General features: G+C 57.6%; 21 protein-coding genes. 11 read left to right on the top strand and 10 right to left on the bottom strand.

Annotated elements, in window-relative coordinates; genetic code table 11:
- Positions 1-5 precede the first annotated feature (5 nt).
- Both HY2_RS03385 and HY2_RS03380 read left to right on the top strand, forming a co-directional pair.
- A complete protein-coding gene (locus HY2_RS03385) occupies positions 6-1,088 on the top strand; it encodes an EscU/YscU/HrcU family type III secretion system export apparatus switch protein (RefSeq protein WP_034824734.1) in 1,083 nt (360 codons plus the stop codon).
- Positions 1,088-1,429, top strand: coding sequence for a hypothetical protein (locus tag HY2_RS03380; RefSeq protein ID WP_146617153.1), 342 nt, complete (start codon positions 1,088-1,090; stop codon positions 1,427-1,429). Before HY2_RS03385 ends, HY2_RS03380 begins: the two co-directional genes overlap by 1 nt.
- Before the next feature lie 23 nt (positions 1,430-1,452).
- On the opposite strand, the gene HY2_RS03375 is transcribed toward HY2_RS03380, so the two are convergent.
- Positions 1,453-2,526 carry a GGDEF domain-containing protein gene (locus HY2_RS03375; protein WP_034824732.1) on the bottom strand — a complete coding sequence of 358 codons (1,074 nt, stop codon included), beginning with the start codon at positions 2,524-2,526 and terminating at the stop codon, positions 1,453-1,455.
- An 888-nt stretch (positions 2,527-3,414) separates the two neighbouring features.
- Between HY2_RS03375 and HY2_RS03365 the strand changes: the two genes are divergently transcribed.
- Positions 3,415-5,781 carry a TonB-dependent receptor gene (locus HY2_RS03365; RefSeq protein WP_158533984.1) on the top strand — a complete coding sequence of 789 codons (2,367 nt, stop codon included), beginning with the start codon at positions 3,415-3,417 and terminating at the stop codon, positions 5,779-5,781.
- A gap of 10 nt (positions 5,782-5,791) precedes the next feature.
- On the opposite strand, the gene HY2_RS03360 is transcribed toward HY2_RS03365, so the two are convergent.
- Together HY2_RS03360 and HY2_RS03355 are read right to left on the bottom strand one after the other, a co-directional pair.
- Complete coding sequence (locus HY2_RS03360; RefSeq protein WP_146617152.1) at positions 5,792-6,892, bottom strand: FecR family protein; 1,101 nt, start codon at positions 6,890-6,892, stop codon at positions 5,792-5,794.
- The gene (locus tag HY2_RS03355; RefSeq protein WP_034824729.1) at positions 6,873-7,400 is read right to left on the bottom strand and encodes an RNA polymerase sigma factor; all 528 of its coding nucleotides are present in this window, start codon (positions 7,398-7,400) and stop codon (positions 6,873-6,875) included. The genes HY2_RS03360 and HY2_RS03355 overlap by 20 nt, the downstream gene beginning before the upstream one ends.
- Before the next feature lie 235 nt (positions 7,401-7,635).
- Here HY2_RS03355 and HY2_RS03350 point away from each other — a divergent pair, with 235 nt between their 5' ends.
- Together HY2_RS03350 and HY2_RS03345 are read left to right on the top strand one after the other, a co-directional pair.
- Positions 7,636-9,798 carry a TonB-dependent receptor gene (locus tag HY2_RS03350; protein WP_051594667.1) on the top strand — a complete coding sequence of 721 codons (2,163 nt, stop codon included), beginning with the start codon at positions 7,636-7,638 and terminating at the stop codon, positions 9,796-9,798.
- A gap of 152 nt (positions 9,799-9,950) precedes the next feature.
- A complete protein-coding gene (locus HY2_RS03345; RefSeq protein ID WP_158533983.1) occupies positions 9,951-11,408 on the top strand; it encodes an alkaline phosphatase D family protein in 1,458 nt (485 codons plus the stop codon).
- 319 nt (positions 11,409-11,727) lie between these two features.
- Here the strand turns inward: HY2_RS03345 and HY2_RS03340 are convergent, their stop codons facing one another.
- Together HY2_RS03340 and HY2_RS03335 are read right to left on the bottom strand one after the other, a co-directional pair.
- Positions 11,728-13,065 carry an MBL fold metallo-hydrolase gene (locus HY2_RS03340; RefSeq protein ID WP_034824727.1) on the bottom strand — a complete coding sequence of 446 codons (1,338 nt, stop codon included), beginning with the start codon at positions 13,063-13,065 and terminating at the stop codon, positions 11,728-11,730.
- A 334-nt stretch (positions 13,066-13,399) separates the two neighbouring features.
- Positions 13,400-14,428, bottom strand: a complete 1,029-nt coding sequence (locus HY2_RS03335; protein ID WP_034824726.1) for a nucleotidyltransferase family protein — start codon at positions 14,426-14,428, stop codon at positions 13,400-13,402.
- A gap of 242 nt (positions 14,429-14,670) precedes the next feature.
- On the opposite strand from HY2_RS03335, the gene HY2_RS03330 reads away from it, so the two are divergent.
- The 5 genes from HY2_RS03330 (at position 14,671) to HY2_RS03310 (ending at position 19,329) form a co-directional block, all read left to right on the top strand.
- Positions 14,671-14,934: a helix-turn-helix transcriptional regulator gene (locus HY2_RS03330; RefSeq protein WP_206740987.1), complete on the top strand. Its 264-nt coding sequence runs from the start codon at positions 14,671-14,673 to the stop codon at positions 14,932-14,934.
- Positions 14,931-15,242, top strand: a complete 312-nt coding sequence (locus HY2_RS03325; RefSeq protein WP_034824724.1) for a hypothetical protein — start codon at positions 14,931-14,933, stop codon at positions 15,240-15,242. Before HY2_RS03330 ends, HY2_RS03325 begins: the two co-directional genes overlap by 4 nt.
- 11 nt (positions 15,243-15,253) lie before the next feature.
- Positions 15,254-17,059, top strand: a complete 1,806-nt coding sequence (locus HY2_RS03320; RefSeq protein ID WP_051594666.1) for a helicase HerA-like domain-containing protein — start codon at positions 15,254-15,256, stop codon at positions 17,057-17,059.
- Positions 17,059-18,150 carry a MobF family relaxase gene (mobF, locus tag HY2_RS03315; RefSeq protein WP_034824722.1) on the top strand — a complete coding sequence of 364 codons (1,092 nt, stop codon included), beginning with the start codon at positions 17,059-17,061 and terminating at the stop codon, positions 18,148-18,150. The genes HY2_RS03320 and mobF overlap by 1 nt, the downstream gene beginning before the upstream one ends.
- 327 nt (positions 18,151-18,477) lie before the next feature.
- Positions 18,478-19,329: an ORF6N domain-containing protein gene (locus HY2_RS03310; RefSeq protein ID WP_051594665.1), complete on the top strand. Its 852-nt coding sequence runs from the start codon at positions 18,478-18,480 to the stop codon at positions 19,327-19,329.
- Positions 19,330-19,423: 94 nt separating this feature from the next.
- Here the strand turns inward: HY2_RS03310 and HY2_RS17430 are convergent, their stop codons facing one another.
- Complete coding sequence (locus HY2_RS17430) at positions 19,424-19,768, bottom strand: hypothetical protein (protein ID WP_146617150.1); 345 nt, start codon at positions 19,766-19,768, stop codon at positions 19,424-19,426.
- Positions 19,769-20,001: 233 nt separating this feature from the next.
- Between HY2_RS17430 and HY2_RS17425 the strand changes: the two genes are divergently transcribed.
- A complete protein-coding gene (locus tag HY2_RS17425) occupies positions 20,002-20,250 on the top strand; it encodes a helix-turn-helix domain-containing protein (RefSeq protein WP_034824813.1) in 249 nt (82 codons plus the stop codon).
- Between the two features lie 438 nt (positions 20,251-20,688).
- Here the strand turns inward: HY2_RS17425 and HY2_RS03295 are convergent, their stop codons facing one another.
- The 4 genes from HY2_RS03295 to HY2_RS03280 all read right to left on the bottom strand — a co-directional run.
- Positions 20,689-21,117 carry a hypothetical protein gene (locus HY2_RS03295; RefSeq protein WP_034824718.1) on the bottom strand — a complete coding sequence of 143 codons (429 nt, stop codon included), beginning with the start codon at positions 21,115-21,117 and terminating at the stop codon, positions 20,689-20,691.
- Positions 21,114-23,702: an AAA family ATPase gene (locus tag HY2_RS03290; RefSeq protein ID WP_034824716.1), complete on the bottom strand. Its 2,589-nt coding sequence runs from the start codon at positions 23,700-23,702 to the stop codon at positions 21,114-21,116. The genes HY2_RS03295 and HY2_RS03290 overlap by 4 nt, the downstream gene beginning before the upstream one ends.
- A 3-nt stretch (positions 23,703-23,705) precedes the next feature.
- Positions 23,706-24,830: a metallophosphoesterase family protein gene (locus HY2_RS03285; RefSeq protein ID WP_034824714.1), complete on the bottom strand. Its 1,125-nt coding sequence runs from the start codon at positions 24,828-24,830 to the stop codon at positions 23,706-23,708.
- Between the two features lie 91 nt (positions 24,831-24,921).
- Positions 24,922-26,628: ATP-dependent nuclease (locus tag HY2_RS03280; RefSeq protein WP_034824712.1), on the bottom strand; the 1,707-nt coding region annotated here is incomplete at its 5' end.

Below are 26,628 nucleotides of genomic sequence, written 5' to 3'. Positions count from 1 at the left end.
TAGATATGGCGGAAGACCAATCAGGCGGTGGCGAGAAGGAGTTCGAAGCAACGGAGCAGCGGCGCCGTGAAGCGCGTCGCGAAGGGAATGTTCCCCAGTCCAAGGAAGCAAACACGTTCGCGCTCTTCGCAGGCATCATTATTTCCGCGATCGTCTTCAGTTCTGTCATCGCGGGGGCTCTGTTCAACTCCTTCTCATCCATGATGTATCATGCCGACAGTTATGCGGATGATGTTTTCACTGAGGGAGGGCAGGCGACAAAGTCTTGGGTGATGCAGATCTTTCTGCAGATCCTTCCCTTGATGATCATCATGGTCGTGCTCGTAACGGGAGCTCTGATCATTCAGCAGGCGGTCACCTTCTCAACGAAGAAGATCAAGATGGAGTTCAACAAAATTTCACCTGCAGAGAACCTGAAAAAGAAATATGGCCCGAAAGGTCTCCTGGACTTTGTGAAGGACATGGCGAAGATGCTCTTCGCTGGAGGTCTCGCCGCAGTCTTTCTCTACAATTTCGCGCAGCATTACTATGCCAGCAGCGCGCTGGAGCTGGCGCATTTTTTTGACTTTACCTTTGCTCAGGTTCTGGGCCTTTTTCTGATCTTCGGCGTATTTCAGTTTGCCTTGGCGGCTATCGACTTCCCGCTGCAGCGCCAATTGCATTCAAACAAGCTGAAAATGTCCCGCGAGGAAGTTAAGAAAGAGCAGAAGCAAAGCGAAGGCGACCCCCAGCTCAAACAGAAGCGGCGCGAAAAGGCGTCCAGCATAAGCCGCAATCAGATGATGAAGAATGTCAAAGGTGCTACCGTCGTCATGGTGAACCCGGAACATTATGCTGTCGCGCTCAAATGGGCGCCTGAAGAGGGCCGAGCCCCGATTTGTGTCGCCAAGGGGGTTGACTATTTGGCCGCCAAGATCAGGGAAGTCGCCATGGAAAATGATATCCCCATTTATCGCGATCCTCCTTCTACGCGCTCGATTTATCGCCTGGTGGATATAGACGAAGAGATCCATGCGGAGCATTTCGCAGCCGTTGCGGCAGCCATCAGCTTTGTTGACAGGGTTCGCAATCAAACCAGGGGGCAATGATGCCAAAGCAGAACCGCGTTCTCCTGAAGTTGGTGGCCCTGAAGCGGCAAAAGGCAGAACAGGACTTGGCAATCGCGCAAGCTCGGCTGCGTACTCTACAAGTAGGGCTCGCTAATTTACAGGCTCAGCTGGAGGCCGCCGACGGATCGGGAAGAGATTTCCAGTCGCTCAGTCTTTCCTCACGTAACGGCCATGTTCAGCGCCTGCTAGCCAACGCCGCAGAGCAGTGCGACCTGATTGAACAGGCGCAGGTGTGCGTAGCGGATGCTAAGGAAAACTTGAAACGCATTCTGAACTCTCAAGACCAATTGACCGCTATGGGTAGCGCCTTGCGCCGATAAAGGGCCACTTGGGATTTGATCAGTCAGGCGGCGCTTGTTTTGAGACCTTCTGCCTGGACGCGATTTCTGCCTTGGCTCTTGGCCAGATAAAGTCTCTGGTCTGCCAGTTCTACCAGATCGGCAGGGGTCATTCCGGGTACGAACTGGGCAATGCCAAAGGAGGCACTTACATCACCCAGTGGTTTCTTTGATCCCTTCAGAACAAGTTTCCTCTGAAAGGTCTGTAGCCGGATGCGGTCGATCAGCTGCGCAGCAGACTGAATATCGGTCGCGGGGAGAATGATGGCGAATTCTTCCCCACCATAGCGGGCGACCAAATCCTGGCCCTTGATGTTTTCGGAGATAATGGCGGCGAAGATCTTCAGAACCTCATCGCCAATGCGGTGACCAAAGCTGTCATTAACCCGCTTGAAATGGTCAAGGTCCGCAATTGCAAGGCAGAGATGGCTACCGTTTTTCTGGGCAACTTCAAGTTCCGCTACCAGCTTCATGTCGAAGGCGCGGCGATTGTGAACGGTTGTAAGGGGGTCGCGCATGCTCTCATTGCGCACATCTTCCAGTTCCCTGCGAAGCAATTCTATTTGCTCGCGGGATTCCTTGAGGCCTTCGTTCAACTTCCGGCTTTGGTTGGCCATTCTCTGGTTTTCGGACATCAGATTGGTAATGGCGGCGGACAGCTGGTCGAGGGAGGTGCTCTCGCCGATCCCGTTACCGATTTGCTTCAGCACGTTTTCAAACTGGTCAGAATTTTCAACGCCTGTTCCAACAAGGTCGAGCACGCTGGAGATCTGCTCGTCCACCCTCTGACCAATTTTCTCCCGCTTTGCCTGATCCTGCATAGGGCAGAGATGCCGACTATAGACGTTGTCTATCTCATAGGGGGACAGATCACCTTTCTCCAGCATCTCATCGACTATGAGGGCGATGTCGTCATTCTCGCCTGCTGCGTAGGCATACATAAGGGCGTACGTGTTAGGAAATGGCGGGGTTTTGAATTCTTCCATCAGGCGCGTAGCCATGTCGGCATACTTGTACACCCGGGAAAAGACCTTCTGCTCTTCCGGACAGCTAAACACAGGTGCCTTGGTATCGCTCATGATGTCTAAATTCTCTGGTGGTCCCCGCAGAATGGCATACAGAATGGGCCTTCAAATAAGGTTAATCCTTGTTGTTCTGAGGATTTTTCTTCGTGAACACAGTGATTTCCTGCACATTCAGACTGTCGATCCCGACGCGATTCGAACGCGTGACCTACAGATTAGGAATCGGAAACAGGGGGTGTTTGACGTTGCAGAAGTTTGAGAAAGATCAATAAAAACTGTGCTTACTTTGTCTCCAATTGATACATTTTGTCGGGTCAAGTTCAAAAAAGTTACCATGGTTACCACGGAGTGGCCTTTTGCACCGTATACGGACTCTGCACTTTTCGCATGATTTCGGATGACTCTCACCACTCCAAAAGCCTGCTGGCTAGTTACAGAACGTTAGTCAAGTAGCCGTTCCCGCCAGGAGATCGGGTCTCGTCCCCCTCGCACTTTTGGCATAATCGCTCCAAATCAGACATCACGCGGCTCGACCCGACCGAGCATGTTTGGTCACATCCAAGCGATCAAGCGGCCCCCATCAAATGGAGGCTTGATCCCGGATGCGGACGTTGGAGGATTGCATGATTTGCGTCCGAAATTCGCCGATAGTTGACCGTGACGATCCTTCGGGGAGCGTCCGTCTTGCGATGAAGTCCAGACGTTTCAACGGCATGGTGGCCAAACAGCCACAGAAAGAGGCCAAAACCCGAGAGCGATGAAACGCGTTAGACGACTGTCACATCCTGCTGCCAGAGTGCCACCATGGAGGTCGTCTCAGTGCAAGATAATCGTCGGGGAGAGGGCACGAAAAGGAGCACCGGCAGGGCGCTCCTGACAGCGGCGTGCATTTGCCTCAGCGGCTGGATCGATGCCGCTGCCCAGCTCCCTCGTGCTGACGAGATGACGATCGACATCCAGACAGAGGCTGGCCGGCTTGAGTCCGCCCTGAATGCGTTGGCTGAGCAAACCGGCTATCAGATCATCGTTTTCAGCGAGGATGCAGGTCCTCATCATAGCGCCGCATTGAACGGGCAATATACACTGGAAAGTGCACTGGACGCGCTGCTGGCGGGGACCGGGCTTGAGTATCGTTTCGTGAATGCACGAACGATTGCCGTGGCCGCGCCCTGGCGTTTTTCTCCACCGCGCTCTCCGGAGCCGCGCCCTGAACCCAGCCGCCCAGTCCCACAGCCCAAGCCAAGCCTGTTGCCACCGCCCGAACCTGATCGGGCGCTGCGCCAGGCGCCAGTCATCGTCTCGGCGCTGAAACGTGACGAGGAATTGCAGGATGTGCCAGCGCCGATCACCAGCTTTTCCGCGCCGGAACTGGAGCTCTCAGGCCTTCAGAACCTGCGTGACGTGGCGCGTCTGACACCGAACTTTGTCGGCTCGACCTTCAACAACACCCAGCCCATTTTCGCCATTCGCGGCGGCTCGAATACGTTTTCGGCGATCGCAACGAGCAAGCCGATCGTGATCTATGTGGACGAAATTTACCTGCCGCGATTTTCCTCAGCCGATTTCGACCTGTTCGATGTGGAGCGCGTCGAAGTGCTGCGCGGGCCGCAAGGCACATTCTTCGGGCGCAATGCGGCGGCCGGAGCGATCATCCTGACGACCGAAGCGCCCTCACTCGACACGTTCGAGGCACGCTTCAGCGCGGAAGTCGGAAATCTGGATGCCTATGGTCTGCGCGGATCACTCAACGGCCCGCTCAGCGATGATTTTGCCGGGAAACTCAGCCTCTCGCGCGTCGAGCGCAGTGGGTATGGCCGCGACCTGCTCTCGGGACGCGAGCAGGATGATCTTGCGCGCACATCTGTGCGCGGCGCGCTGCTCTGGCAGCCGAACTCCCGTTTCGAAGCTCTGCTGTCTGCCGACTATGCCTCTGACCGCAATGGCGGGCGCACACTGTCGGTGATCGGGCAAGGCGACCGGAATCGGCGCACCTCACAGCTCGGTATCGACCAACGTTTCGAACGAGCGATTTTCGGTGGCTCACTGCGGCTGACCTACAGCACGCCCGCAGGAGACTGGATATCCATCACTGGCGCGCGACTGTCCGAGAGCGATGAGGCGTTCGGCTTCAGCGGGCTGAATTTCGCTTTACTGAACTCAGGATTTCAGCAGGTCGATCATATTTCTGAAAGCCCCTCCTCGCTGACGCAGGAGTTTCGTTTCGTCAGCACCGAGACCGGCACATTTAACTTCGTCGCGGGGCTCTATCTCCTTGCCGAGGACTCAAATCGCATCGTGGACCGTGAGCGGTTTGCGGCGGGCGCAGGTCGCCTGATTGCCGAACTGCGTGTCGATCAGAATGTCGAGACCGAAGCCTATGCCGCCTACGCCGATGGCACATGGCGGCTCTCCGATACGGTCGATCTGACCGCAGGTCTTCGCTACAGCGTGGAAACGCGCACGGCCTCACTCGACTTCAATGACGCTATGCTGCCGACGGCGTCCTTTTCGTCCTCGGGACTGGATGAGAGCTTCGATGCGCTCACCCCGCGCGCCGCGCTGGTCTGGCGGCCGAGCGAAGACGCGACCTACTATGCCTCAGCCACGCGCGGCTTCACGGCCGGCGGCTTCAACACCGAAGCCGATACGATCGAGGAATTCTCCGCGCCCTTCGGACCGGAAACCATCACGTCCTATGAGATCGGCGCGAAATTCAATCTTTCCGGCAGGCGCGGCTATCTAAATCTGGCGGCCTTCCACCAGGATTATGACGACAAGCAGGAATTCGTGCTCACACCCGATACCGGCTTCGGCACCATTGTGAACGCCGCCGAGGCGACACTTGAGGGTGTCGAGATCGAGGCCGGCTGGCGATTGAATGACGTTGTGTCGGCGAGCCTGTCCTACGGCTATCTCGATGCGCGCTATGACGACTTCCGGATCGGCGATGGGCCGGGCAATACAGGCAATCGCCTCGGCTCATCTCCACGCCACCAGTTCGCTCTGGGGCTGGAAGGCGAATGGCTGTTGCTGGAGGGTCGCGCGCAACTCTATGGCCGGACGGATATCAGCTATACCGATGCCTACTTCACCGGCGCCACAAACGATCCCGACCTCCTGATTGAAGGATATGGGTTGTTCGGCGGGACAATCGGTCTGCGTTCCGCCGACGGCGGCGTCGCTCTGGAGCTGTTCGGATCGAACCTGCTGGACGAGGACTATGTCCTGATCCCGTCGGACTTTGTTGTACAGTCAGAGTATCTCGGCCCGCCGCGGCTCTATGGCGTGCGGTTGAGGCTGAAGCGCTAGGGTCCGGACCTTAGTCGCGCACCAGCCTGATCTCACCGCCGCGACGCTCCGCGCGCGCCTGACCCGTCAGTTCCAGCGAGGCAATAAGGGCCTCCGGATCGCGGGCGTCAAAGACAGCGGAGACGCGCTCACCTGCCAGATCCGCATCAGCGATCAAAAGGCGCGTTCGATTGTAGCGATTGAACTCGGCGGCGATGTCGGCCAGCGGCGTATTCTCGAAGACCAGCCGCCCCTCCTGCCAGGCCGCGACATTGGCAAGATCGATGCGACCCAGTCGTGGCTCAGTTGAGCCGATGTCGAGCGCCATCCACTGCCCGGCGCCGAGCAGGACCCGACCGTCCTCAAGCTGCACCGGGCCGGTCTGCAGCGCCTCTGTATAGGCGGCGCGCTCGATCGGGTCGCCTGCACCGACCAGGACCACACCCTCACGCACATCCACGCGCAGATTGCCGTCAAGGTAGCGCACGTTGAACGCCGTCCCGAGCGCCTCGACAGGCGTGTCTCCGGCGAGCACGCGGAAAGGACGATCCGGCGCATGCGCGACGTCGGCGAAGACTTCTCCGGTGCTCAGGGACACGGTGCGGGCGCTGTCACTCAGCGTGACGCGCAGCTCGGTTTCAGTGTTCATCGCCAGAGTCGAGCCATCCTCAAGCGCCAGCGTGTCGGTTTCTCCGAAGGCTGTCGCGGCCAGAATGGGCGTGGGTTCCAACGTCGGAAGAGCTGCCGGCTCGCGCAGCAGGGCCAGGCTGACCACGGCCACGGCGAGCGCGGCGGCCACGGCGCTGATCGATTGCACATGGCGCGCGAGAAATCCACGACGTGCGCGCTCGGCCTGGAGCGACACGACAGGTTCTTCAGCCGGAACCATGAGATCGGCGAAATCAATAGCCGCGCGATCTTCGGTATCGCTCATCAGATCGAACATGACGCAAGCTGTCAGGAACTCGTCCACATGGGCGGGCGATCCTTGCAGCCAACGGGCCAATTCGCGGCGTTCGTCGTCGGAAAGTGGGCCAGCGTCCAGCCTGACCGCCCAGCCGGCGGCCTCCTCGCGAAGATGTTCTATCGTGTTGGACTGATCTGTCATTGTCTTATTCCGCCCAGTCTTCACGGCATCGCGCAAGCGCCTTCGTCAAATAATGGTGCACGGTGTGCGTTGAGATTCCGAGCTTTTCCGCGATTTCGGCATGGCTGTGACCGTCGCGCTTCCTAAGCAGGAGGACGGCGCGATAGAGCGGGGGCAACTGGCCGAGAATCTCGTCCAGCCTTGCGATTGCCGAACGGGCCTCAATAGAACGCTCGAAGGCGTCGCCGTCGCTTGCCTCTGCGGTTTCGGCCACATCATCGAGATCAACCGCGCGGGGCTGCGAGCCGCGGGATCTGAGGAATTTTCCCGCGAGATTTGCCGCGATCCGGAAGAGATACGCTTGAGGATTCTCGATCGCTTGCGCATCGGGCACCCGCGAGAAGCGAATGAAGGCTTCCTGGGCGAGGTCACTGGCGTCGGCCTCATTGCCGGTGCGTGAGACGAGATAGCGGCGCAGGACCGGTCCATAGGCCCGGAACAACGCCTCGGGCGAAGCAGCACGCCCGGGCGTCTCTTCGTCTTGTTCCGCCATGTGTCTTTACTGCCTGCCAGTCGCGCTTGCCTGTCCATGAACATGAAGAGGCGTCGGCGCAAACAATCTGGCTACGAAAAAGTTCGGCCGGGCCCTTCCAATGTGAAATTTTTATGAATCGATAACCAATCTGCGCGGTCGAGGGCCTCTCCCAAATCATGAGGTGGGAAACGGCGCGACCCCTCGCTTTGCCATCCCGCGCCAGATCATTCGGGTTTCATACGAGGGGAACACCATGCCTGCCAACACACGCTTTGCAGCGCTCAGCGCCGCAAGCTTCATCGCCCTGTCACTATCGGCGCCGATGGCGACCTCACAGGAGGCAGAATCTGTCGACGTTGCCGCGAAAGAGGAGTCCACGCTCCGCATCCAGCCGGTCGTCGTCACCGCGCTGAAGCGCGAGACCTCATTGCAGGACACGCCCGCCGCCATCACCGCCTTTTCTGCCGAGGCGCTGGAAGACTTCGACATCGACTCCATCACTGACATCTCGCGCGTGACACCGAACTTCCTCGCCACCAATTTCTCCGACACCCAGCCAATCTTCGCGATACGTGGGGGTGCCAACACGCTGGGCGCCCTCGGCACCAACGAGCCGGTGGCCGTTTTCATCGACGAGGTGTTCATTCCCCGCCCGAGCGCGGGTGATATCGACCTGTTCGATCTTCAGAGCGTTGAAGTGCTTCGCGGCCCCCAAGGCACGTTTTTCGGTCGGAACGTGGCTTCCGGCGCGATCATCCTGCGCACGGCTGAACCGTCATTCGATGAATTCACCGCCAAGGGGCAGATCGGCTTCGGAAACCTCGGCGCATTCGAAGCGCGCGGCGCGATCAATGGTCCGATTACGGACACGCTGGCCGGCAAGTTCTCGATGTCTTATGAGGACCGTGACGGCTATGGCCGCGACATTCTCACTGGCCAGGAGCAGAACGGTTTCAACGCCACGGGCGTTCGTGGCGCGCTCCGCTGGGCACCGAATGCGCAGTTCGACGCGGTGCTGTCGGCGGACTACCAGCATGACGAGAATTCGGGCCGTACCATCTCCACGATCGACGTTCAGGACGATGGCGACCGACGCACCTCCGCCGTCGGCGTGCCGCAAGGCTTCGAGCGTGACATCTTCGGCCTGTCGCTTCGCGCCTCCTACCAGACCGATGCGGGCGAGTTCCTGTCCATCACGGGCTATCGCCAATCCGATGCACGCGAGGATTTCAGCTTCAACGGCCTGAGCTACACGCTGCTACCCTTCGGCTTCCAGCAGGTGAACACTGAAATCGAAAAGCCGCAGACCTGGTCCCAGGAATTCCGCTTCACCAGCGACTATGACGGGCCGCTTAATGTCATCGCCGGGGTCTACTATCTCAGCGAGGATTCCGAGGCTGCCACATACCGCCAGCGCCGCGCCGCGGGCACGGGTGCGGTGATCCTGAGCGAGATCTACTTCCAGGGCGCAGAGACCGAAGCCTATGCGGTTTACGCCGACGCGACCTATGAGTTGACGCCGACAGTCGAACTCTCCGGTGGCCTTCGCTACACCTTTGAGGAGCGGACCGGCTCTCTGGACTTCCGGAACCTCAACAATTCAAGCGCCAACTTCAACGCCCAGGGTCTTAGCGAGGATTTCGACGCCGTCACGCCGCGCGCGGTGATCACCTGGCGTCCGAACGAGGATCTGACCCTCTACGGTTCTTACTCCGAGGGCTTCACTGCCGGTGGCTTCAACACCACCGATGACAGCCTGGCGGAATTCCAGCAGCCCTTCGAGGAGGAAAAGATCAAATCCTTCGAGATCGGCGTACGTACCTTATTCGCCGATGGGCGTGGCTATCTGAACGTCACGGCCTTCGACCAGAGCTATGAGGGCAAGCAGGAATTTGTCTTCAACCGCCTGACCTTCTTCGGCACCGTGCAGAACGCTGCCGACGCCACGATCCAGGGTATCGAATTCGAGGCTGGCTGGCAGTTCAGCGACTATTTCAGCGTGGACGCCACTTATGGATATCTGAACACCGAGTTCGACAGCTTCGAAATCCCGGGATCGGCGGGCAATACCGGAAACCGCCTCGGCAACTCGCCCGAGAACCAGTACTCCATCGCCGCTCAGGCTTGGTACCCGGTCCTGGGTGGCAATGCGGAAGTGTTTGCAAACGCCAATTATGGCTGGACCGGCCAGTACTTCTCGGGCGCGGGCAATGAGCCTGATCTCAGCGTCGAGGAATATGGCCTGTTCAACGCGGTGGTCGGACTGCGCAGCGCTGATGATCGCTGGCAGGTGGAGCTGTTCGGCTCGAACCTCTTCGATGAGGAATATGTCCAGATCCCGTCGAACTTCATCGTCGACGCGGAAGTGCTTGGGCCGCCCCGTCTTTACGGCGTGCGCCTGACGGCCTCCTACTGATCTTCAGTCAGGAGATTCCCCTCGGGAGGGACGGGCTTCGGCCCGTCCCGCATCGACGTCAACAGGATCGCGCCATGTCCCAGAACTTCGACCGTCGCTGGCTTCTCAAATCGGCCCTCTCGTCAGGGTTCTTGCTCGCGGGCTGCCAGAGTTTGCCGTCAGGACGCGCGTGCTTCGATGCCTATCCTTTCACGCTGGGCGTCGCCTCAGGCGATCCGCTGGCCGATGGCTTCGTGCTCTGGACCCGGCTTGCGCCCGCGCCGTTCGAGGATGACGTGTTGCAGGGCGATATCGCGGTGGGTTGGGAGGTCAGCGAGACCGAGGATTTCAGCCGCATCGCCGCTTCCGGCCGCGCGCTTGCGCGCTCCGCATTCGCGCACAGTGTCCATGTGGAAGTTGGCGGTCTGCGGCCCAGCCGGGACTATTTCTATCGGTTCCACACTGGTGACGCCGTCAGCCCGACAGGCCGTACGCGCACCTCGCCGGTCATCGGCTCTCCCCTGGACCAGCTGCGCTTCGCCGTGGCCAGCTGCCAGAGCTATTCGGTCGGCTATTACGGCGCTTACCGCGACATGGCCGAGCAGGCGCCCGACCTTATCCTGCATGTCGGCGACTATATTTATGAAACGCCCTGGACCATGCCGGTCCGGCGCATGCCGGCGCCGGAAGCCAATAACCTGAAGAGCTATCGCGCCTATCATGCGGCAGCCAAAACCGACCCGCACCTGCAAGCCGCCCATGCGGTCGCGCCCTGGCTCGTCATCTGGGACGACCATGAAGTGGTGAACGATTACCGCGATGGGCACACGCCAGAGGGCCACACCGCGACAAGCTGGGCGGCTCGGCGCTGCGCCGCCTACCAGGCCTATTACGAGCACATGCCCATCCGCCGCCGTTCTCGCCCAGCGCATGATGGATCCATGCAACTTTATCAGCGCGCCGTCTTCGGCGACCTGGCCCAGTTCGACCTGCTCGACACGCGCCAGTATCGTTCCGATCACCCCTGCCGGGGGCCGGACGGAGAAACCCCGAGCTGGGTCACCTGCGACGCATCAGACCCCGCCCGCACCATGCTGGGGCAGACGCAGGAGACCTGGCTGGGTCGCGGTTTCGGCGTTTCCGGCGCGGCCTGGAACTTTATCACCCAGACCACGCAGATGACCTCCTATCTGCGCACGATCGAAGGCGCACCACATTACAGCTCGGATCGCTGGACCGCTTATCCGGCGGCCCGTGCGCGCCTGTTCGACCTAGTGAAATCCCGAGGCCTGCCCGGCACGGTTTTCCTCGGCGGCGATATCCACGCCTTCTATGCGAGCGGCCTTTCAGATGCGGCAAGCAGCGAGCCTTTTGCAAGCGAACTCGTCGTCGGCGCCATTTCCTCGGGCGGCGGCGGCGATGCGCGCCACGCCGCCGAAAGCGCTTTCTACCAGAGCCTCGCTCAGCCCTTCTTTTTCGAGAACCGCCGCAATGGCTACCTGCTGTGCGATCTCAGCCGCCAGTGCCTGGACGCCAACGTCCGTATCGTGGACAACGTGCTTGATCCAGATGCCATGGCCCGTTCGGAACAGGTGCTAAGGCTTAGCCGCGACAGGCCGGGCATAACGTGACGCCGACATCCTGATCTCGCGGGTCGCAAGCGGCAGGAATGAGAAGACGCTCCGCCATTAACACGTCTGCTCAGCTTAGACCGAAAAGGGCCAATCCCGGTCACCGACATTACCTGCCCGAATGTCTCTTTTGCGCTCTTTCAAGCCGCTCGGAGCGTTTCACATCTCCGGCAATTCCTTGCCAAAATGCGATGCTGGAGATCAGCGAGAGAATGACCGCTTCCTGCAAACAGCCGATACCAGTGGTCGCTTGGCCTACCCGCTGTTTCCATGACGGATCGATGAGATCAAAGCTGTTTCTCCAGCTATCCCTTTTAAATTAGGATATCGTCACGGTCTCAACTACTTCGGATGCGGACGCACTCGTCACATTTGAGACGAAGCGCCCGAGGCCCGCGACGGCCTGCACAGTCTTCGGCCCCGGATGTTTCCAGTTCGAATATTTATCCGCCGCCGCAACAAAGAAGCTCGCGCCGATCGACTTTATGAGCTCTGAGTTCAGGTTGTAATCAGATCCATGATGAGGCAGCGCGAAGGTCGCTACCTCCTTCAGGAGCTGCCCGTAATGCTTCGCGAATGCTGCAGAACGCTTGTCAGGCTTGAGCGCTGCATCACCCGTCGCTAACCAGGCGATGCGTTTAGCATCCGAATCCATCATACACCATGCACCAAACCCGGCATAATGGGTTTGCGGGGGCACCGGAGTCACCGACCCTGGTCCTGAATAGAGACAAAGAGACGTGATGTTAAAGTCCTGAGCAATAGCGCCATAAGCTTTCACCAAGTAGTGCAAGCCGTTCACGATGAGGTCCTGCAAATTACTGACTTGTTTCAGCCAGACCTCGAGGTCGGGCACCTTCATCGACATGGCTTTCGCTAAAGCTTTGATGAACTTCCGCCGATTTGCCTCGATGATTGGATCGACAAAAGGGGCGAGCAGCCACTCGGCAACGGCCGAAGTGCCTCCTGCGTGGGCGGCTGACACTGACATCATAGAGAATGCCAGAGTATCATCGATAACGGCGACCTGTACCGAAGGCGTTGCTCCATCGTCCGCCTGTTGAATTGAATCAATTCGCTTGAATTTACCGGAGCCTACTAGCTTCCATTCAAAGCTCCTCTCGCCCTTACGCCCGTATATTTCCGATCGCTCCTGATCTGGGCCTCCTGGATAGTCAGTCCCTCCGCTGCCTGGCGCGCCACCCCCAGGGTCCCCACGGCTGACGAATAGGATCTGGCGCGGACCGAAGGCTGATAGTGCTGCGGCGGGATCCGCGACGAGCGAGCGGTAGAATTCATCGTCCGCGACTCCCGGCTCTTCGCCTATCGCTCGTGCGTAGGCGATAAGTCGATCTGCCTCGTTCAGAAGAGGGAGGACGATTGTGTCAACGGTCAAGCCTGTACCCGATGCGAGCAGTCGCTCCACACCGCTCACGTGATCGTAATGGATATGCGACAGGAACAGGATGTCGATCATGGCATCGGCGACAACTGACTTGATGTAGCTGTCTATCTGATCGTCGCGCGCAGCCGCGTACTTCTTCATTGCACCACAATCATAGACATAGCGGAGCCGTGGCAGGCCATTCTCTCTGAGCTCTGCTGTATGGAAGAAGCCTTGGCCCACTGCGTGTTGGTGCCGGTAGTTTTCCATCATCGCACGTAGGGACACCCGTCATTGGGGTTGGCGTTTAGCTACTGAGAACTTTGTAGCGCTAGTCTGAACTTCCACTACCTACACTCAAAAGATTTAGAACTTCTTGTAGTGAAGGGCCGTCGAATTTGCTCGAACATCGGTCTTGCTTATCGTGGCTCAAATTCTGACTTTCAGCCTCCAAGAGCATAAGCTCTCCGAAGCGCCCAAGACAGACCTGCGGAGATCGCGGCTTTGTGCCGACATCAGCCGTCTTCTGGCGGACGCAAGATCTTCACCAGTGGCAGAGCTTACTCTATTCCGGACGCGACCAAGGTTGGTTGTTCAGATTTTTCGCTCATCCCGCGATCGAGAGTTCAATTCTCTTTCTGGATTCCGGCGATCTGATCAGGCTGCGACCGATTAGTTCGCGCCAGCGCGGCCCCCTCGACATGGCATCCGAATAGGCATCAGCGAGATCCGCCGGTCGATCTTCGGACAGGATCTCGATCAGCAGTTCGGCCTGAAGAAGGTCCTTCCTTGCTTTCAGACTTTCCGGTCCGTCGTTTCGACGGCTGGATACGATCAGCTTGTGGATCGCATAGCGCTCCGGACGCGGAATTTTCAGAAGGATGCCTTCCCGGTAAACCGCAGCGGCATTCAGTGGCTCGGCGATCAGGTAATTGAGATGATGCAGCGATTGCGCGCTGACCCCCAGGGCAGGCAGGTCCCTTACCCCCTCCTCTTCTTCAAAAGAAGGCGTCAGGAATTCGACCAGGGTTTCCGTATTTGACTGGCGCCAGCGCCAGACGCGATTTCTGTCGGTCGATGGAACGGGTGCGAAATCGAACTTGCCAAGAACTTCATTCAGGGGCGGCTCGACCGTATCACCGAGCGCGAGTGAAAGTTTCTCGAAGCTCGCTATATCGATGTCGTTGGTCATGGCGGTCTGGTCCAGACTCAGGCGGAGCCCAAGCTCACCCTCATAGAACCTGAAGGCCGTCGTTCCGACGAGCACGCCGCCAAGCCTGAAGGTGCCCGCCTTGGCCAGCGCCGAGATGAGGCTGCCGCTTGCGCCATCGAGACCGAGAAACCGCTCGCTTCGAAGGAGCCGCACGAGGCGTGCCCGTTCACGCCTTCGTCCAACACGCTCTTCCTTCAGGGCTTCGTACCGCTCCAAGCGATCCAGCAGGTCCGGAGTTTCCTCACCGAGATATGTCTCGTGTATCGCAGTGCCGATTCTGTAGCGATCATACCAGTAGGTCCGACCGTTGATCTGACGGGCGGTCGGTGCCCCGCGCAGGTCCGTCACTGTCTCGTCCAACAGGAGAGAAACGAGGTCATGGTAGGCGGCCTGTGCAACCTGTGTATGCCTGCTAAACGCCAAGGCGTGTTACTCCAATTTCACTTACCACACACAATTACCATTGTGTGATAATTGATTCAACAACTGTACCACACAAAATTATTTTTGTGTGTCAGAAAGGAAATAAGTGCCTTTCCGGGGTCTTTCAGGAAAACGCGGGAAGTTCCCGGTAGGAAGACAGAATAACATGTAATTGTTGCTCTTTTTTATCTACTCGAGATGTGCTGGGCTGAGTTTTACTCATCAAAAGAGGAGTAGAGTCCATGTCCAGTCCCACCTATCCCCTTCCCGAAATCGAAGACATCCTCCAGCACAATCCCGACTGGCTCGATGAAGCCATCGACACGCCTTCGGTATCCCGGCTGACCGGCGTTCCGATCTGCACGCTTGCTACCTGGCGTTGCCGTGGCGGTGGGCCACCCTTCCTGAAACTGGGCACGGCGGTCCGCTACCGCCGTCGCACCGTGCTTCGCTGGCTCGCCGAGTGCGAGAAGGCACAGAACCAGCGGAAGCGCACACCCCAATGACCGACAAGACACGCCCACTTTCGATCCGTCTCGCCGAGTCGGATATCAAACAGCTGACCGTACGGGCTCGCCGCATGTCCGGAACCCCGACCGGCGTCGCGCGAGAGCTCATCCTGTCGGGCCTGACAGACGGTGATCCGTACACGCAGGCCGAACGCCTCCTGAAGATCGAGCGAAGGCTTGCAGCCCTGTCCCAGGACCTTGCTGCAGCTTCGACCACAGTCAACAAGCAGTCCGGCTCGCTTGGACGCATTGAATCCATGTTCGAACAATTGCTCCTCGCCCTCAGCGGTCGAACCGCCGGTTGAGGACCCGTTCCATGAGACACCTCAAGCCCATCCTCTTCACCTTTGCCGTCCTGTGTGGCGCAGCTGCTTCCGGAGCCTACAAGCTCGGTTTCGAATTATATCCACCTGGCACCTATACCGAGGCGGACGTCTACGCTCGCCACGACAGCTCGTTCATGGCGAGATGCGGCAAAGCCCGGATCACCTCACTCATTGGAGACCCTATCGGATCTGCTGACTGGCCGAGATGTCGACGCATCCTCGACCACTATGGAACGACCGGGCAATTCATGCTCCGGCACAATGCCGTCGCGGTTTTGACGGGACTATCACTCCTCGCCCTGATCGGCTTTGTCCGTCAGACGATGACCGCCCGCCCACCCCCCAAAGTCATTCGCGGGCGGAAGCACCTTGCGGACAAAACCGCACGACGAGCGCTCCAGTCCCTGTCAAGACGCGAGTGCCGCCGGTCCGGATCCGGGCTTGAGTTTCCGCCCGGCATTCCCATCAGCCGCGACCGTGAGAGCCGTCACTTCCTCATCTGGGGCAGTACCGGCGCGGGCAAGACCACCGCCATGCTGCACCTCATGCTTCAGGCCATTGAGCGCGGCGACAAGGTGCTGGTGCTCGATGTCAAAGGCGACATGACATCGAAGCTGCCCAGGATCGGCAATATCATTGCGCCGCATGATGCCCGCTCACTGCAATGGGACATCGCAACCGACTGCCAGACCCCTCAGGAAGCGCGTGAGCTCGCGGCGCGGCTCATCCCGGAAAGCCGGTCGGACCGTATCTGGTCAGATGCAGCGCGCGAGATCCTGACTGCCTGCATTATCTCACTCCAGGTCAGACATGGAGGTGGCTGGGGTTGGAAAGACCTCCGGAAACTGGTGGTCGCCGACGCGGATGCGCTTCTCGGTATTGCCGAACGATACCACCCCGAAGCGATCCAGTTCCTGAAAGAACCAAGCAGCAAGACCACGCAAAGCATCATCTCGACCTTCAAAGCTCATATGAACGTGGTGAGCGTCCTCGCCGAAGCTTGGCCGAAAAGTTCGCACGGGCGATCCTTCTCTGTCCGCGAATGGTTGCGCCATCCGTCCTGCCACCCAATCGTGCTTCAGCATGACGGACGCTTTCCGCAGCTGACCAAGTCCTGGCTGTCCGGCATCATTGGTCTTCTCGCCTCTCACGCGGCTTCGCCAGCCATGCAGGAAAGCCCCGCACGGCGTACCTGGCTCTTCCTCGACGAGTTCCCTCAACTCGAACGCCTGCCCCATTTCTCGACCCTGCTGGATGTCGGCCGGTCCAAGGGCATCAGCGTGGTGCTCGGCGCGCAGGACCTTTCCCAGATCCGCAACACGTACGGCCATGACCAGGCCGATGCATGGATCGGCATGATCGGCACGCACATCATCACCCGCATGAACTTGGGGCAGAGCGCCGAAACGACGAGCCGGTTGATCGGCCAGCAGACCGTCGAGTTCTACCGCAAGAGCGAGACACGATCAGGCGGCCAATTTTCGACACGCTGGACAAAGGAGCGGGAAGTTCGCCCTGTCATCACACCGTCGGAACTGTCGGACAGGCTGGGCGCATTCAAGCAAGGCGTCCGCGCGCTCCTCATTGGTCCGGGCGAGCATGCCTACGAAGTCACCCTTCCTTATCCGCAACTCAGCGAAGTGCGCCCCGGCAGTGTGCTCGCCGACTGGACGACAAGACCTGCCCGAGAGATTGCGCCGCTGCCCGATTTGCCGGGAACCGGCCCCACCTCGCTCCTGTCGCCGGAAGTCGCCCAACGCATCCGGAATTCATTCTCCCGGGAACACGACACCTGATGGTCGCATCGATCTCCGCCCGGAAGTCCGTTGCCGCCGCTGTCAGCTATTTCAAGCATATGGCTGAGGACGAATACTATACAGGCCAGGGTGAAGCCGAAGCAGATGGGGAATGGGACGGCAGAGGCGCTGAACGGCTCGCGCTTGAAGGCCCCGTCTCGAAGGCAGATTTCGAAGCCGCTCTCAACGGGCACGATCCGAGAACGAGCACGCGCCTTACCCAGATCGGAAAATCGCACGCCCCCGGTTGGGACATGACGTTCTCGGCCCCGAAATCGGTCTCGGTCATGTGGGCGCTTTCATCCCCTGCCGAACGCGTCAGGATCGAAGCCGCCCACCGCCAGGCCGTTCGTGCTGCCACCACCCATCTCGAAGACCATCACGCATTCACTCGGCGTGGCAAGGGCGGCGCGATCCGCGAACCGGTCGCCGGCCTGACGATTGCCCGCTTCCATCACCACACAAGCCGTGATCTCGACCCTCAGCTCCACACCCATGCTTTCATCTTCAATCTGGCGCCTCGACGTGACGGGAGCTGGGGCAGTCTCGTCAGCCGCAATCTCTACAAGGCCCAGAAGGACGCCGGCGCCATCTACCGCGCGCACCTCGCCAATGGACTCGAGCGCGATGGCCATGCCGTCGAGCGCCATGGCACGAGCTTCCGCCTTGCCGCGATCCCCCGCGACATCGAACGGGCCTTTTCGAAGCGCAGGCAGGCGATCGAAAGCGCGGCCGACACTTATGGCTACCGTACGGCCAAGGGGATGGAACTGGCAGCCCTGCGCACACGGCAGGCCAAAAGACCGAGAGAGCGCGCCGTACTGTTCCAGGCCTGGCAAGCAGAGGCCAGAACGCTCGGCTTCGATCTCACCAGAGCACGCCAGCAGCAAGCGCAGATCGGCGCTCGCACCCGCCACGGCCCGATGCCAGGTCACGAAGCTCGCACACAATCGCCAGCCCGCGCCTTGCCCTCGGTGCAGCAAATGATCAGCGCCATTGCGCAGGCGTCGCGAACTTCATCCAGCATGCAAGGCTTGCGGATCAGCCTACGTCAGAGACCGGGCGAACGTGACACTGAACACGAACGCTGACGTATACGTATTTCTTCGACGCATCCGCTCGTAGTTATTGGCTCGTATGCCGCTCGCCGAAAATTTCGTAATCGCTAGCAGATCCTTCCGTACACGGCTTTTCCGGACGAGATTTCCTTTAGCTGTGGGTGTTTGAGACTGGGACGCTCGGCTGTCTGTCAGCATCGAAGGTGCATGGGGTGTGAACACCCTACCCACTTGGCAGGGCATCTTCGTCTTCAGCATTGTCGAACGGGAGGAGTCTATTGTCGCTCCTATCACCGCAAGGATCCGGACCGGTCTTGAAGACCGGTCGCGCAATCTATTGCCGCGAAGCCCGACAACTCCTTGGCGAACCTGCAGAATCTTGAGATCACAATCTGTGACCTCAAGTTGAAAGCCGTAATCATGAGCAAAGACCTTGTACCCGTGCCTCATGGTGCGCCCGTGCAGATCGTCGATGTGACGGGTACGCGGGTGGTGCTCGATCAAGACCTCGCCAGGTTTTTCGATGTCGAAACGCGTGTGCTCAATCAGTCCGTAAAGCGGCACCTGGAGCGGTTTCCAAAGGGATGGGCGTTCCAGCTAACGAAGGCGCAATTCGATGACTTGAAATCACAGGATGTGATCTCAAGCAGCCAATGGGGTGGAAGACGGTCGCCGCCATGGGTGTTTACCGAACATGGCGTCGTGATGGTTGCCACGCTCCTCAACTCGGCCCGTGCGGTGGAAGCCAGTCAGTTCATTGTCGAGGCGTTCGTGGAGATGCGATCGGGCAAGGAGAGGAAGGCGCTCCTGCCAGCAAGAGCAAGATCGGATGCGCTGACGAGTCTCGGGTCGGAGTTCCTGCCAAAGCTGCGCGATCAGCTGTCCGCAATCATGGAGATGCAGGCCAATCCAAAGCGGGGGTCGACCTTGCGCGATGAAACCGAAGAGCTGATCGACAAAGGGCTCACCAACCTCAAATCCCGGCTCGCCAAAGCAGGCCTGGAAAATGAGGAGATCGAGGCGCGAATCCTGAAATTCCTGGCCGAAGCCGAAGAGAGTCGCGCCCGTGCGGCGACCGAGAGAGAAATGACCGAGAAGCAGCGGTTGAAAAATCAGGCCAACCGGCTTCGCCTGCTCATTCGCGCAGAGATCGCGATGAGTGATGGAGACCTTGGAGACTTCCTGAACCTGCTGGATGAACTCGGAGGATGAGTCGGCCAGAATCCAACCCGTATCGGGGATTTTTCGCGTCGCGACGCACGCTGTTCCCTAAAGATCCAGAGCCTACGCGATGCCAATAATGAATTCACATCTTAATCGTCTTCAAATCGCATACGACGCTCATAACAAGATTACACACGTCCTCGTTCTCACCCGGTCGAATGACGCTTGCGAGAACGTCCAATTTCAAGGCAATACCACGAAGGGTGCCGGCCGGTATTTCTGGAAGGCAGGTGAGAAGTTCTTGTCTTTTCTCATCCAGGGCATCCAACTGCCGATCGATCGCTTCCAATTCTCTTGCTTCAGTATTACTTGCAGGGTGGTCTGAGGACGAATGACACCAAAAGCCTAGCCGGAGTAGATGGCTCTCGATTTCCTGCCAGCGTTTCGTGAGGACCGAGTATTCTGCTTCAAGGCATAACCAGGACATGCAAGCACCAACCGCCGGGTCCGCCTGCGCAGGAAGGTCTGGCGCAATGATAGCTGCAGCTGAACCGGCGATGAGCTGTCTGCGAGAAATCTGTGAATTTGCGCATGGATTGGCATTCGCCGCGCCGCAAGGCCGTCGGGACATCGGTTTACCTTTATGGTACACATGAGTCGTTTGATATCACGCAATATAGCAACGTGATCGTTTTATGTAAATATGATCTGAAAAAGAAAATGCCTAATTTGACCGCCGCTCAACTACGCGCTGCCCGAGCCCTTCTAGACTGGACCCAGCCGAAATTGGCGGAAGTCGCGAAGCTATCAGTGCCAACGGTACGTAGAATGGAGAGTGACCGCGGACCGTCAGCGAGTACGGAGGCCAATGTCGCAGCTGTTCGTCGCGCACTGGAAGAAGGGGGAGTTGTTTTCCTTGATCCCAAAGAGTGTATAGATGGCGGCGCTGGTGTCCGGCTAAAGAAATAGACACGGCGTATGCCCGGACAAGGAGAGAGTGACGGGTGAATTCAGTGCTTGTTGCTAGTCGCCCTGTCACTACGCGTCGCCAACAATAAATTTTATCCACTGCTGCGATCGCTCATCTGATCCACGAAAGTTTCGAGTGACAGAGTGACTGTGCTTGGCCCTTCCCTGCCGTTTGAGCATAGCTTCGCGAATGACTGCTCTGTCCTCAAACCAGACATAAAGATTTGCAATTTACTGCCTACAAGCTGACGCAGAAGCGGACCTCATGTTTTCTCATTGGCGAACCTTCACATCTTCATAAAAAGTGCCCAGCATTTTGGCCGTTGTGGCTACGGAGCAATCACGACGCTGTTAAGTTCCCGGAATCGAAATGTGGACAAAAAGCGGGTCCTGTCCCGTGAGCGGCCACACGTGAAAAATGAAAACAAACCGTCAGGCTTAGGACAGGCGTGCTACGATCCGTTGAAGCTTCGGGCTCAACCAATGCTTCGCGGATCGACCGTCCCAATTCTCCTCGGCATTCCTGCACCATTCAGCAACGTAACGGCAGATTGCCTGCTCGTCCTCTAACCTCTTGGCTTTTCGAAGCAGGATGACTGCGCGCTCGAAAGGAAATGGTAAGATGTCGCCTTCGGCCATAAGCCGCTGGCACAGCGCATACTGATAATCGAGGTCGTGTTTTCGATCGACCATTTCGCTGACGCCAGTTTGTGTCAGCTGTCGAACGCCTCCAATCGACTGTTCAACATCGGCAATACGAATGGTCGTGGCGTCACCTTCGCTAATCTCGAATTGAATGCCTCTGTTGAAGATCGTGCGTTTAGCCGGAGTGCTTTTCTGACGCTTGAAGAAGTTGAGCGGGTTCATCGCAGCACCGGAAAGTCTACTGGGTGAATTGTTTTGCCACCGAGCGCTTCGAAGGTCTTTTGCCGACAGGAAAAGGCGATGATCTGGACGTCTGCGGCGACGACATTAATGACGTCGAAAAGCTTCTGAATACGTTCATCGTCTGAATAGACGAGGGCGTCGTCCAGAACGATGGGAATGTGCCGATCTTTGCCTGCCATAACCTGTGCGAAGCCGAGGCGGGTCAGGACGGCGATCTGCTCGCGCGTGCCGCCAGAAAGACGGGTCAGCTTTTCGCGCATGCCATTGCGTTCGAGTTCGTCCGGCCCAAGACGATCATCATAGGCGAGCGATGCACTGCCAAGGACCATGGACAGCAATGGATCGACTGCCTGTCGCACGGGAGCAAAGAATTTTGTACGCCGGCTCGCGCGCGCCTTGGAGAGTTCGCCGACGAGAAGGATGAGTGCGTCTCGTTCTTCTTCAAAGGCCGAAATTCGCTCCTGCCATCTGGTGATTTCCGCTTCCACGGCAGCGAGTTTGTCCGAGGCCCCTTCTTGACCGGCCTGCGCCAGCCGACCACGCAATTCGCCTTCCGCCTTCGATAAGCGCAGGCGATCCTCCGATCTATTTTGTGCCGCGGCTTCGAGTCGTTTTACTCGCGCTTGCGCCCCGTCAAGCGATGGGCGATCACGTTCGGCAGTTTCAAGGCGATCTTCCGCCTCTCGCCATCGCCGTCTCGCCTCCACGACAGCGTCGCTCAACTCAGTCCTGCGCTCCTCGCGTTTGTCATCAGCGCCTAATACGGTGTCCAAGTCGCTCAGCTGGCTTTCGAGTCCTTCGATCTGAGTTTCGAGAATCGTCACCTGATTTCGAAGCTTTTGAATTCCTTCAGCAGCCGTATCGCGTTCAGCGACGATGCGCGTCAGTTCTTCTTCCGAAAGTTCGCTCGCACGGGCGAGCGCATCAAGGTCGCCAGGCTCGTCATCCTCTTCTTCATCGTCCGGCAGAGCCGCGAGTTCATTTTCGAGCGTTGCGATGCCATTCGGCGCAACCGTACTCAGATCATTCTTCAGCCGTTCAACGGATTGTTGTGCAGAATTGCGTTCTTCATGCAGGCGCCGTGCGTCAGAAATGTCTTTGGCGCCGCAAGACTCCAACAAGCTCTCAAGCCGTTCTGTCGCCTTAGCAAGTTTTTCTTCCGCACCTTGAACATCTGGGGTGTCGATCAAAAGCTCAAGGTCCTGATAATTGAGCTTCGTTTTCCCCGAGAGCCTAACAGAGCCCGTATCGCCGATCGCCTCGCCGTCTAGTAGAACGGGTGCGTTCGATTTTTCCACTGTCAGCTCAGGCCTCGCCACGCGCGCCTGTGCTTCAAATGTGAGAATGTCCTGGTTGGCGTCTTCAAGGTCGGACAGATCGGGTAGCGAAACGCCAGCCTCTTTTTCAGCAGCCTTCAATTGCGAAGCGAGATCTTTGGCGCGCTCTAATGCTTTCGTTAGCGAGCGTCGCTGCGCAATCTCGCGGCGACGCTTGTCCCGCGACAGGGCGTCTTGGTGGTCTTTTCTGGCTTGCTTAAGGGCTGTCTCAGCTGACGCAGCTTGTTGCCGAAGATCGTCCAGGGGCGCTTCCCCCTCCTCGATCGTCTCCGTGATGCTTTCGATCGCGGATTGTTTGTCCTGAATCGATGCCCGCAGTTTCTCTGCGGACGCCAAATCCGAGCTATACCGCTCTAGTGCATTTTCCGCAGCTTTCAACGTCGTTTCGCAGGCGCCGACTTCAGACTGAAGACCGCGAATTTTCTCTGAAGCGCCTTCTGCGGCTTCCAGCTCTTTTCGGGCCTCGGCAAGGTCTTTAGCAAACTTTTCATCGTCTTCGCTTGTGAGGGCGTCGCGTTCTTTCAAGACACTGAGCAATCTCTCTCGATCAGCCTCGGATTGCTGGACGGCGACCGCAAAATCGGACCTCTCTCCTTCTAGTTCATCCAGACGGCCAATAGCGTCCTTGAAAGCGCCCTTTGGATTCATCTGTTTTGTACTGACGATTTCGGCGAGACGTTTTTCAGCACGCTCCAGAACCCTCGCGGCGCGCTGGCCGCCCATAACCGTATCGACTTGGCCTTCGAGCACAGAAAACAGGGCCTCGCCTGCGCTGCCTTCCGGTTTTGGCTGCAAGTAGGGATCGCCTTGCCGTATCCAGAGCATGCCTGAGGGGCCGTCATCTGGTTTGTCGCCTCCGATCAGCTGAGCGATCCAGTCTTCAGCATCCCGTTTTTCCGACAAGCGTTCATTTGTCAGAGCGTCAGTCACCACAGCTGACGCTGCAGAAAGGTACTGCTTTGAGATGCGATAGGTTCTGGTGTCGACTTCGAGGTCAATTTCTATGAACGGAGCGCCGCTGCCCCGGTCATGTCTAAATTCTTTGAGCGCCGATTTTGTGCTTGAGTGCTTTTCGAACAGCACAATCTGCAACGCGGTGAAGAGCGTGGATTTGCCCGCTTCATTTCGTTCGCGAATGACGTTCAGGCCGTCTGAGAGGCCTTCCAGCGCGCAGCCTTGCTCTCCGAAGGGGCCGACATTCCGAACACGAAGCGCGCGAAGTTTCATGGTTCACGCTGACCCGGCTGCGAATGCTGCGAGATAATCCAGCGCACGGCGTGCGGTTGCCCTTTCGTCTTCGGGCCGATCCTCGTCATTCATCACTGCGACGATGTTTGTCGCTGTATCTCTCAGCGTGCCTTCTCTATCGATTTCATCGAGCGCGTCGGGGTCGGCCAAGCTGAGAAGACCCGAACTCTTCAGTCGGAGATGGGCGAGGCTCTGCCGCTCTTGTTCTAAAAAGTTCAGGAAGCGCATTCTCGTATCGAGGCGCAACGCGCCATGCAGCTCAAGCCGGCTCAGGCGGCGATGTCGAGGACCATGCGCATCAAAGAGCTCTGTCGCCTCCGCGCATGGATCAACGCCGTCTTGGCAATCCAGACGATCCCGCGTCCAAGTATAGAGGGCAGTTTTAACCGGCTTCACGATCGGCAGTTCGCATTTGGCAAGCTCCACCACAAGTACCGATCCGGGCTCGTTGTTAGGAAAGCGATCCGGTTCAGGGGTTCCGGCATACCAAGTCCGCTCATCGACTTGTTGTACGCCGTGCCAATCACCCAAAGCGAGGTAGTCAAGCCCCGCAGTGGCTGCTCGGTTTTCTGCGATGGCTGCTGACTGCGGCGACTGATCGAAAAAGCTGCAGGTCCCGCCATGGGCGAGGCCGATTCTCAGCGTGTCCGGCGGCGTACTGACAGAACCGAATTCAGCTGTCAGATCTCTTCCGGGCGCTTTTGACATCCAGGGTGCTGGCAGAAGGGTGACATTGTCCGACAGCGAGACAGGCGTCGCCTGCGTTAGCGGGCGAACATTATCCGGCAGACCAATGGCATGTAGTCGATCCCAAAGACCATGCGGTTCTGCGGGGTCATGGTTTCCCGGCAGGAGCCACCAGTTCGCAACATCTGTGGTGCGCATCCGGTCCAGAGGCTGGCGCAGGAGCTTGTCGGACGGCGAGGCTGTGTCCCAAACATCACCGGCGACCAAGACATGTTTGACATCCTCATCTTGGGCGACCTTTGCAATCCGTTCTATGACGCCCAGCCTGGCGTCAGCCAGCTGTGCGGCCAATTCAGATTCGAATTGAGCGAACGGTCGACCCAACTGCCAGTCAGCAGTATGAATGAAACGAAAATTCATTGCGCTACTTTAGCTGGTTTCGACGTTTGGCGAAACAACAAGTTATAAAGTCGCCTTAACCGTTGCGATGGTTTGGGCGCTCAAATGTTTTTCATCTGTCAGCAAACAATTCGGCGCAAATTTCCGCGAGTTCCGGTTCTCGGCCTTCGACTAGTGGGGCGCTTAACGCTCGAGCTACTTCGGCGGTAGTAACTAGTTGAATAGCTGCCAGTGCACGTTCAGGTTTTGGGCCATTACGCGGCGCCTCATCGGGGTAATAATCCTCAATTGCTCCTTTAGATAACACGCAAATGCCTTGCGCACGCAACGCATCTATACAAGGAGTCAGCGCCGCCCGTGCCGCATCGTCAATCAAGCAAACTTCACCACGTGCAATGTCATCTTCCCAAACGAATAGGCTATCTATAGTTTCGAGTGCCTCAGGCGGAACATTTCCATTTTCTTGAGCTAATCGGATAGCTGCCTTGGCGTCTGCATAACGCGTTTGCCATGATTCATTTTTAACTTTCGCCTTGATTTGCCTCGCTTTTGGCTCCGCCGGAATATTCAGGGCGGCCACACGGTCGTCAATGGTTTGGATTGCCGTATTGCGAATATCTTCCACCCCATCTGCACCCAAATGCTGGAAGCCTTCAAAAAAGGCATCCAGATCCGCAACGATTTTGACTTGTATACCGAACGCTTCGAAAAAGCGGCGAAATTTTGCAAAGTTCCCTTTTCCGGATACCTGAACCATAGCGATATTTTGTGAGTCAAAATCCCATTCCTCATCGATTGTCTTTGAAACGTGCTTGAAGAATGCATCATCGGATTCCCCCTCGAACAGCACAACGCGGCGGCTGAAAAAGGCAGCATCAGCATTTTCGAATTTAGCAAGCCTGAAGGCTTCTGCACTTGCTGGATCGAGATCAAAATTTACTTCATGAATTACACCAATTGGTTTGGGGTCCGCGCGCTCCTTCGAGATACGAACAAATGAAGCTGTGATGCCAGGAGCGAAGAAAAGCGGAGAATGTGTAGTCACCACAACCTGAAAACGGCGAGAAATTTTTTCCAAAGTTGCGAAGAGAATACGTTGCGATTTGGGATGGAGGTAGAGCTCTGGTTCTTCAAACAAGAATAAATTTGGACGCGGCGCCACACCGTCACCTGCTGCCTCTGGCCCGCCAAACAAGCGATTTACATAGCATTGAAGTAGCGCGAACGTCAGTGAGCGTTTAATCCCATCACCCTTATTCTCTATAGAGTCTTTTGAACCGTCATCGACGAATATCTGCGCTGAGTTTAGAATAGCTTTGAGCTCTGGCGGCGGCACTTCGAGTTCGACTTTGACTGCTGGAAAATTCTCCGCAAGCCGAGCTTCAATATCAGATTCAAGGTCCTTTACCTTCTGATGGCGATTGTCCTCAATCTCACCCTCCACCTCAACGCGATTAAAAAACGCCCTCAAATCACTTAACGCGTTATTGATGTTATCTAGATCCGGAGCCATGTCTTCCAGCAACAGACCAAGTAGACGCCCAAAAGAAGTCGATTGCGATGTCTTAAGGTCGTCATTGATGTTCTTTACGGCAGGAATATATATCGGATCAGGCAGTAATTTGGTGATGGACGAAGCTATACCCGTTGGCAAAGGTCCTTCTCGCATTTCGAACAAATCGGCTGGGAGTTCCGTGATGCGCTCAGCGATATACTCCTTTGCCTGAGTTATGTTTGGCGATTCTGGTGAACCATCGGCAAATTCAGGAAAGTGCTCATCGATTGCGGCTGACCTGAGCCCTTTGGCTCCCTCATTCAT

The sequence above is a fragment of the Hyphomonas pacifica genome (genome assembly GCF_000682675.1).
GTDB lineage: Bacteria > Pseudomonadota > Alphaproteobacteria > Caulobacterales > Hyphomonadaceae > Hyphomonas > Hyphomonas pacifica.
The sequence above is the reverse complement of the archived record's forward strand: the minus strand, read 5'-3'. Positions and strand labels throughout refer to the sequence as shown.